The following is a 6795-nucleotide window of genomic DNA, read 5'->3' on the forward strand; positions in this document are numbered from 1 at the left end:
GGGACGCCGTCTTGCATCGGGCGTGGAACCGGCCGAAGGCTAGATCACCAGCGCCTTGGCCGAGTCCTCATAGTATTCGCGGTGCTTCAGGTCGTTGGCCGCCTTCTCGTCAATCACCAGGATCGCGTCCTCGTGCAGCTGCAGCACCGAGGCCGGGCAGGACGCGGCCAGCGGGCCCTCGATCGCCGCGGCAATGGCGCCGGCCTTGACCCGTCCAGTGGCCACCAGGACCAGGCGGCGGGCCTCCAGCACGGTGCCCAGCCCCTGGGTGACGCTGTGGGTGGGGACCTCATCGAGCGACCCGAAGAAGCGGGCATTGTCCGAGCGGGTGCGGGCGGTCAGCCGGGTGACGTGGGTGCGGCTGCGCAGGGCGGTGCCCGGCTCGTTGAACCCGATGTGCCCGTTGGAGCCGATGCCCAGGATCTGCACATCCACCCCGCCGGCGGCGGCGATGGCCGCGTCGTAGGCGGTGGCCGCTTCCTCCAGCACATCCAGGGACTCGGCATCGCCCAGCGGCACGTTCAGGTTCTGCTCCGGCAGGCCCATCACCTGGCAGACCTCGCGGATCAGGGTCTGGCGGTAGGACTGCACGTGGTCGGAGGGCAGACCCACGTACTCATCCAGGGCGAAGCCGGTGGCCTGGGACAGGTCCAGCTCGCCCTTGGCAACGTAGTCGGCCAGTTCGCTGTACAGGCCCAGCGGAGAGGAACCGGTGGCCAGCCCGAGGACCGGGGCCCGGTCGCTGGCATAGCGCTGGAAACCCTCAAGGACGGCGGTGGCGGCGAGGCGTGCAACCTCGTCAGGGGAGGAACCGATGAGTACCTTCAATGCGTTCTTCCTTTGAAACTTGGTGACGAAAGTGTCATATCCGACGAATGATTGTGCGTCCAAGGTTCCCGAGACGACGGTGTCCCCAGCACCCTGCGTGCCTGGCACGCACTGAACCCATTACCAATAATGTTACGGGTTTTTCGGTGGTGGCGACCTCGCGATTTCTGCCGCCAGACCCTTGTCCTGCCCGTGGGGGCACCCCATGGGGTGTGCGGGTTGCACCGTTCTTTTCCGTCCGCGCTCGGTGGTTCGGCCCGTGCCGGGAGGTGCGGTTCTGTCCAAGTTTTTCCCTGCCAGAGCCCGGTTCGTCCCGAGGTTTCGCCCCGGCCGGACGCCGCGGGGGAGCCCGGCTGCCGCCGGGGGCCGGGGCCGGGCGGTGTACCGGTGGCCGTGGAACGCCGACCTTATTACCGGCGCAGCGCACTTTATGTCTGCGCACCGGTACCAGCCTGCCAGGTATCGGGGTGCCATGGCGCTGCGGGCCCGCGGTGCGGCAGCAGGGCGGCGCCCAGCGCTTCTGAGAACAAGAGCTTCATAGCGTGTTCCACACTCTGGATCACGCCAACATCCCTGCGCATCACAGAGGTCGACGCGCTACACCGGGGGTGAAGTTGGCAACAAAGCGGGCTTGACTGGTCACCGGCAGTCCCGCGGGGCTGTCACACTGGGAAGGATGACTTGCCAAACTCTTCCCGCCGCCACCGAATTGGAGATCACCGAGGCCACCGCCGAGGACTACCAGCGCATCGGTGATATCACCGTTGACGCGTACCTGGACGCCGGGCACTTCGATGACCCGAACCACGAGTACCTGCAGTTCGTGCGCCAGGTCGCCAAGCGCCACGAGCACTGCACCATCCTGGTCGCCAAGCGCGACGGGCACGTCATCGCCAGCATGTCGCTGATGCAGCACGGCAACGAATACGCCGACATCGCCCTGCCGGGGGAGCTGGAGATCCGCATGCTCAGCGTGGACCCCACCGTGCAGCGCAGCGGCGCCGGCAAGGCGATGGTCGCCGCGGCCCTGGCCCACGCCCGCAGCCTGGACCGGGTGCACACCGTCTCGCTGACCACCGGCGGTCACTGGGTCGCCGCGCGCGGGCTCTACGAGAAGCTGGGCTTCACCCACCGCGAGGAACGCGACTGGTTCGTCCCGGACACCGACATCCGCCTGGTGGTCTACACCTACGGGCTCTAGGCCGCCTCCGCGGCATTGCCCCCACCGGTGTTTCTTGGAACACTGTGGCCATGGGAATCATTTACGCCACCACCATGGATCCGACCAAGACCGAGCTGCTGACCTCCTGGCTGCCGCAGCAGGACTTCTTTAGCGGGACCGCGCGCCCGCAGCTGGACACCGTGGGCGGGTTCCGCCTGGAGGACCCCGCTGGGCAGGTCGGCATGGAATTCATCATCGACCTGGACCGGCAGGACGGAACCGTCTACCACCTGCCGCTGAGCTACCGCGGTGAACCGCTGGAGGGCGGGCAGGACCACCTGCTGGGCACCAGCCAGCACGGGGTGCTGGGCCTGCGCTACGTCTACGACGCCGAGCACGACCCCACCTGGCAGCAGTGCGTGCGGGACCTGTTCGCCGGGCTGAGCGTGCCGCAGCACCAGAACAACTCGGACACCGACGAGCCGCGGGTCACCGTGGAGGGCGGGGTTCACACCACCGGTTCCGACGCCATCGGCATTGAACGCCGCCCGCGGCCCGGGGCCGGCACCGGACACTACCTCAGCGCCGAATGGGTGGATGGCGACGGGGCCACACAGCGTGGCGCGGTATTGCGCATGGCGTAATGCGGCGCACCACATCTGGGCTTTGCCCTGCGACCCAGGGGCTAGAATTGGAGGAGAAATCCAACCGCCCACCCTAGGGAGATATATGTCTGCCATCAGCCGTGAGGACGTTGTGCACCTGGCACGCCTGGCTCACATCGAGATGAGCGACGCAGAGCTGGACAAGATGACCGGTGAACTCGGCGTGATCGTCGATGCCATCGCCTCTGTCAGCGAAGTCGCATCCTCCGACATCCCGGCCACCAGCCACCCAATCCCGCTGACCAACGTCATGCGCGAGGACGTGGTGGGCCAGACCCTGTCGATCGACGAGGTCCTGGCCAACGCACCGGACTCCGATCAGGACCGCTTCAAGGTCCCGGCAATCCTGGATGGTGAATAAGGACATGAATCAGATCATCAAGCTCTCCGCCACCGAACTGGCCGCCAAGCTGCGCGCCGGGGAAGTCACCTCCGTCCAGGCGGTCCAGGCGCACCTGGAGCGCATTGCCGAGGTTGACCCCACCCTGAACGCGTTCCTGCACGTGAACGCGGAAGAGGCGCTGGCCGTGGCCGCCGAGGTCGACGCAATCCGCGCCGCCGGCGGCACCGAGGCCGAGGCGCTGCACCCGCTGGCCGGCGTACCGATCGCCATCAAGGACCTGATCGTCACCAAGGGCCAGCCCACCACCGCCGCCTCGAAGATGCTCGAAGGCTGGATGAGCCCGTACGACGCGACCGTGATCGAAAAGATCCGCGCCGCGAAGCTGCCGATGCTGGGCAAGACCAACCTGGACGAATTCGCGATGGGCTCCTCCACCGAGCACTCCGCCTACGGGGTCACCCGCAACCCGTGGGACCTAAACCGCATCCCGGGCGGCTCCGGCGGCGGCTCGGCTGCGGCGGTCGCCTCCTTCGAGGCCCCGCTGGCGCTGGGCACCGACACCGGCGGTTCGATCCGCCAGCCCGGCGCGGTCACCGGCACCGTGGGGGTGAAGCCCACCTACGGCGCGGTCTCCCGCTATGGGGCCATTGCCATGGCCTCCTCCCTGGACCAGATCGGCCCGGTCTCGCGCACGGTGCTGGACTCGGCCCACCTGCAGGAGCTGATTGGCGGGCACGACCCGAAGGACTCCACCTCCCTGCCCGACGCCCTGCAGGGCCTGGTGGCCGCCGCCGAATCCGGCGCCGCCGGAGACCTGTCCGGGCTGCGCATCGGGGTCATCAACGAACTGCAGGGCGAGGGCTACCAGGCCGGCGTGCAGGCCCGCTTCGAGGAATCGCTGCAGCTGCTGCGCGAGGCCGGGGCCCAGATCGTGGAGGTCTCCTGCCCGAACTTCAAGTACGCGCTGGGCGCCTACTACCTGATCATGCCCTCGGAGGTCTCCTCCAACCTGGCCAAGTTCGACGGCGTGCGCTACGGCAACCGGGTGTTGCCCGAGGACGGTGCGCTGACCATCGAACGCGTCATGGGCGCCACCCGCGCCGCCGGCTTCGGTGACGAGGTCAAGCGCCGCATCGTGCTGGGCACCTACGCGCTGTCGGCCGGCTACTACGACGCCTACTACGGTTCGGCGCAGAAGATCCGCACCCTGATCCAACGCGACTTCACCGCCGCGTTCGAGCAGGCAGACGTGCTGATCTCCCCGACCGCACCGACCGTCGCCTTCGAACTGGGCGCGAAGACCGACGACCCGCTGGCCATGTACCTGAACGACGTGGCCACCATCCCGGCGAACCTGGCCGGGGTTCCGGGCATCACCGTGCCCGGCGGGCTGAGCGAGGGGCTGCCGGTGGGCATCCAGTTCCTGGCCCCCGCGTTCGAGGACGCCCGCCTCTACCGTGCCGGCGCCGCGCTGGAGGCCCTGCTGGAAAAGCAGTGGGGCCACTCGCTGATCTCGCAGGCACCCGCCATTGACACCGACTCGATCGCCCAGAAGGCCTAGGGGGAGAGCATGACCACCGAAGAACTTGTAGACTTCGACGTCGCACTGGAAAAGTACGACCCGGTACTGGGCTTCGAGGTGCACGTCGAACTGAACACCAAGACCAAGATGTTCTCCGACGCGCCCAACGCCTTTGGCGATGAGCCGAACACCAACGTGACCCCCGTGGACCTGGGCCTGCCCGGCGTGCTGCCGGTCGTGAACAAGACCGCGGTGGAATACTCCATCCTCATCGGCCTGGCCCTGAACTGCCAGATCGCCGAGAAGTGCGGTTTTGCCCGGAAGAACTACTTCTACCCGGACACCCCGAAGAACTTCCAGACCTCCCAGTACGATGACCCGATCGCCCACGACGGCTGGCTGGACATCGAGTTGGAGGACGGGGAGGTCTTCCGCGTCGAGATCGAGCGCGCGCACATGGAGGAGGATGCCGGCAAGCTGACCCACATGGGCGGGGCCGCCGGGCGCATCCAGGGCGCCGACTACTCGCTGGTGGACTACAACCGCGCCGGCGTGCCGCTGGTGGAGATCGTCACCAAGCCGATCGTCGGGGCCGGTGCCCGCGCCCCGGAGCTGGCCCGCGCCTACGTCGCGGCGATCCGCGAGATCGTCAAGAACCTGGGTGTCTCCGATGCCCGCATGGAGCGCGGCAACGTGCGCTGCGACGCGAACGTCTCGCTGATGCCCAAGGGGGCGGAGAAGTTCGGCACCCGCACCGAGACCAAGAACGTGAACTCGCTGCGCGCCGTGGAGCACGCGGTGCGCTTCGAGATCGAACGCCACGCCGCGGTGCTGGATTCGGGCCAGAAGATCGTGCAGGAAACCCGCCACTGGCATGAGGACACCCGCTCGACCACCTCGGGCCGCCCGAAGTCGGACGCGGATGACTACCGCTACTTCCCGGAACCGGACCTGGTCCCGATCGTAACCACCGCGGACTGGATCGAGCAGCTGCGCTCCCGCCTGCCCGAACCGCCGGCCGAGCGCCGCAAGCGGCTGAAGGCCGAATGGGGTTACGCGGAAAAGGAATTCCGCGACGTGGTCAACGCCGGGGTGCTCGATGAAATCGAGGCAACCATTGCCGCCGGGGCCACCGCCGCGGTCGCCCGCAAGTGGTGGATGGGCGAGATCGCCCGTCTGGCCAAGGCCGCGGACAAGGAAATCGCCGAGGTTGGCGTCACGCCGGAAACCATCGTCGAGATCGACCAGCTGATCCAGGGCAAGAAGATCAACGACAAGATTGCCCGCCAGGTGCTCGAGTACGTGCTGGCCGGGGAAGGCACGCCCAGCCAGATCGTGGAGCAGCGTTCGTTGGCGATCGTGAACGACGATGCGGCGCTGGGCAAGGCCGTGGATGATGCGATCGCCGCGATGCCCGACGTGGTTGAGAAGATCAAGGGCGGCAAGATGCAGGCCATCGGCGCCCTGATGGGCCCGGTCATGAAGGCGACCCGCGGGCAGGCCGACGCCGGCCGCGTGCGTGAACTGGTCATGGAGAAGCTGGGACTCTAGTTTCCAGCCACCGAGCAAGGCATCGCGCCTGCATCCCCGAACGCGGGGGGTGCAGGCGCGATGCCTATTTTGCCCGCTTCCTGGTACTCATCCGGTGCCGTGACCGCGTGTGAGGCCGCTGCCGGATACCGCGCCAGCGCAGTCCGCCCGCCCCGCTCGTGGCGCCAATGTCCGGCCGCTGCCTCTCCTGGGCGGGGGATGGCGGGAGCCATCGCCCCCGGTCCCCGGTGGGTGGGCGCAGGTGGAGGCACTACGATGAAAACCATGACTGCAGGCCGTTTCACCCCGCCGGGTGCGCCCGAGGCCGAAGTGCGCATCGACCGCTGCCTGGTGCAAGAGCTGCTCCGCGGGCAGGCGCCGCAGTGGGCCGAATTGTCGGTGGCATACTTTGCCAGCGGGTGGGATAACGAGATCTACCGGCTGGGTCCGCGGCACCTCATCCGCCTGCCGCGCCGTGCCCAGGCCGAGCGGTTCGGCACACAGGAACGCGCTTGGCTGGCCCGGCTGGCCGCCGACACGGGCCTAAGCCCGGGGCTGGCGCTGCATGTCGGGCGCCCCACCGCAACCTACCCGTTCACCTTCTCCATCGTCCCCTTCGTCCCGGGGGTCAGTGCGGCGGGCCTGCCGCGCGCAGAGCGCGACGCCTACGCCCCGGCCCTGGCCGACTACCTCCGGGCATTGCACGTCCCCGCCCCCGCGCAGGCGCCGACCAGCAACTTCCGCG

At 68.1% G+C, this 6795-nt stretch carries 7 protein-coding genes; 6 read left to right on the plus strand and 1 reads right to left on the minus strand.

Going from position 1 to position 6795, the window contains the following annotated elements; all coding sequences use genetic code 11:
- Nucleotides 1-39: 39 nt before the first annotated feature.
- The gene (locus tag RCJ92_RS08405; RefSeq protein WP_446754309.1) at nucleotides 40-828 is read right to left on the minus strand and encodes a glucosamine-6-phosphate deaminase; all 789 of its coding nucleotides are present in this window, start codon (nucleotides 826-828) and stop codon (nucleotides 40-42) included.
- 676 nt (nucleotides 829-1504) lie between these two features.
- On the opposite strand from RCJ92_RS08405, the gene RCJ92_RS08410 reads away from it, so the two are divergent.
- The 6 genes from RCJ92_RS08410 to RCJ92_RS08435 form a co-directional block, all read left to right on the plus strand.
- Nucleotides 1505-2029 (plus strand): GNAT family N-acetyltransferase, encoded by a 525-nt coding sequence (locus tag RCJ92_RS08410; RefSeq protein ID WP_138175291.1) that lies wholly within the window; start codon nucleotides 1505-1507, stop codon nucleotides 2027-2029.
- A 50-nt stretch (nucleotides 2030-2079) separates the two neighbouring features.
- Nucleotides 2080-2634: a maltokinase N-terminal cap-like domain-containing protein gene (locus tag RCJ92_RS08415; protein WP_446754310.1), complete on the plus strand. Its 555-nt coding sequence runs from the start codon at nucleotides 2080-2082 to the stop codon at nucleotides 2632-2634.
- A gap of 85 nt (nucleotides 2635-2719) precedes the next feature.
- A complete protein-coding gene (gene gatC / locus RCJ92_RS08420; RefSeq protein ID WP_054822085.1) occupies nucleotides 2720-3016 on the plus strand; it encodes an Asp-tRNA(Asn)/Glu-tRNA(Gln) amidotransferase subunit GatC in 297 nt (98 codons plus the stop codon).
- Nucleotides 3017-3020: 4 nt separating this feature from the next.
- On the plus strand, nucleotides 3021-4559 hold the full coding sequence (gene gatA, locus RCJ92_RS08425) for an Asp-tRNA(Asn)/Glu-tRNA(Gln) amidotransferase subunit GatA (RefSeq protein ID WP_346922349.1): 1539 nt from the start codon (nucleotides 3021-3023) through the stop codon (nucleotides 4557-4559).
- Between the two features lie 9 nt (nucleotides 4560-4568).
- A complete protein-coding gene (gatB, locus tag RCJ92_RS08430) occupies nucleotides 4569-6071 on the plus strand; it encodes an Asp-tRNA(Asn)/Glu-tRNA(Gln) amidotransferase subunit GatB (RefSeq protein WP_446754311.1) in 1503 nt (500 codons plus the stop codon).
- A 264-nt stretch (nucleotides 6072-6335) separates the two neighbouring features.
- Nucleotides 6336-6795, plus strand: a 460-nt coding sequence (locus RCJ92_RS08435; protein WP_446754312.1) for a phosphotransferase, incomplete at its 3' end; no start/stop codon positions are given.

The sequence above is a fragment of the Glutamicibacter sp. BSL13 genome (genome assembly GCF_052928425.1).

Excerpts from the sequence above, each read along its gene's own strand:
- RCJ92_RS08410 (WP_138175291.1), top strand. The coding sequence starts at position 1,505 with ATGACTTGCCAAACTCTTCCCGCCGCCACCGAATTGGAGATCACCGAG.
- RCJ92_RS08415 (WP_446754310.1), top strand. The coding sequence starts at position 2,080 with ATGGGAATCATTTACGCCACCACCATGGATCCGACCAAGACCGAGCTG.
- gatC (WP_054822085.1), top strand. The coding sequence starts at position 2,720 with ATGTCTGCCATCAGCCGTGAGGACGTTGTGCACCTGGCACGCCTGGCT.
- gatA (WP_346922349.1), top strand. The coding sequence starts at position 3,021 with ATGAATCAGATCATCAAGCTCTCCGCCACCGAACTGGCCGCCAAGCTG.
- gatB (WP_446754311.1), top strand. The coding sequence starts at position 4,569 with ATGACCACCGAAGAACTTGTAGACTTCGACGTCGCACTGGAAAAGTAC.